3 protein-coding genes are annotated in these 1,158 nt (G+C 69.1%); 2 read left to right on the top strand and 1 reads right to left on the bottom strand.

Annotated elements, in window-relative coordinates; translation table 11 throughout:
* Together D471_RS41485 and D471_RS0131760 are read left to right on the top strand one after the other, a co-directional pair.
* A partial coding sequence (locus D471_RS41485) for a hypothetical protein (RefSeq protein WP_206538994.1) occupies nucleotides 1-203 on the top strand: 203 nt, incomplete at its 5' end.
* A 2-nt stretch (nucleotides 204-205) separates the two neighbouring features.
* Nucleotides 206-481 carry a hypothetical protein gene (locus tag D471_RS0131760; protein WP_017602347.1) on the top strand — a complete coding sequence of 92 codons (276 nt, stop codon included), beginning with the start codon at nucleotides 206-208 and terminating at the stop codon, nucleotides 479-481.
* A 3-nt stretch (nucleotides 482-484) separates the two neighbouring features.
* Here D471_RS0131760 and D471_RS37335 read toward each other — a convergent pair.
* On the bottom strand, nucleotides 485-1,158 hold a 674-nt coding region (locus D471_RS37335; protein ID WP_017602346.1), incomplete at its 5' end, for a glycosyltransferase family protein.

Here is a 1,158-nt window from a genome sequence, read left to right as displayed (position 1 = left end):
CCGCCAATCATCTGCCCGCCGACCGTCTTCCCGCAGGGCTTGATTGGGAGCTGCCCGTCACGATCCGCGATGCTCGAGTGGTGAGCTGGCAGGGCCCGGAGATCGTCAGCGGGATCAACGAGAACGGGTGGGCGGTGCGCACGCGTGGTCAGTCCATCAACCTGGAACTGGACCTGTCGAACGCACGGATCGTCCAGGAGTAACTGTGACCGGTCACGACCTGCGCGCCCGCACCCTCATATCCCGCGGCGACCCACGCATCCACCACGCGCTCCGACAGATCCCCCACAGCCAGCGCCCCGCCTCACCGGACGCCGCATACTGGCAAGCCGCGCTCCTCGTCGCCCAACGCGACGCCCGAACTGAAACCACGCGCCGCACCAACCGCGGCTGCTACCGGGCCGGGTACACCACAGCGGCCCTCATCATGCTCGCCTGCGCCGCCGGAATCGTCTGGGCCACCACCTACCTCTGGTGGTAGCTCTCACCGCTGGAGTACCGCCCGCGGATCCACACACCCCACCTGCGGAACCTCGCCCACCTCCAACCCGGCGAGGAACTCCGCCCACATCCTGCCCCCCTGGCCGCGCAGTTCCGAGGGGATCACTGTGTCAGCGAACTCCCGCTCCCGGGCACCGATCCCCTCCCCCGCGGCGCGGCCCACCATCTCCACCAAATCGCCAGGCGCGTCCGCCTGATAGCCCAGACGCTGCCGGTACACCCGCGCCTCCAACGTCCGCCCCCCATCGCGACTCTCGTTCCGCACCCGGGTCATCCACGCCGGCATCACCACCGGGATCCCCAGACACCACGCCTCGTAGATCGTGGACCCACCGTCCGCGATGACTACGTCCGCGCCGACGTACTGCTCGAACGTCGCCTGCTTCCCAGAGGCGTGCCGCGGGTGCGGTGCCACCACGACGTCGAACACATCCTCGTCGAGCAGACCAATGACTTCGTCGCGGCGCCACCACGATGTCGCACCCGCGCCGGGCGCATCCGGGTTGCCTTCTGGCCAGCGTTCCGACCCGCCGCCGTGGGTGGGTGCGTACACGACACGGATCCGCTCATCTCGCTCCGGGGCGGCCACCTCCCCGTTGAAGATCGGGTCCAGCTTTGGGTAGCCGAGGATGTGCAGCTTACGGGCGGGGAACCGGC

It is taken from the genome of Nocardiopsis lucentensis DSM 44048 (genome assembly GCF_000341125.1).
Lineage (GTDB): Bacteria > Actinomycetota > Actinomycetes > Streptosporangiales > Streptosporangiaceae > Nocardiopsis > Nocardiopsis lucentensis.
Note: the sequence above shows the minus strand (reverse complement) of the source record. Positions and strands in the feature narration are given on the sequence as shown.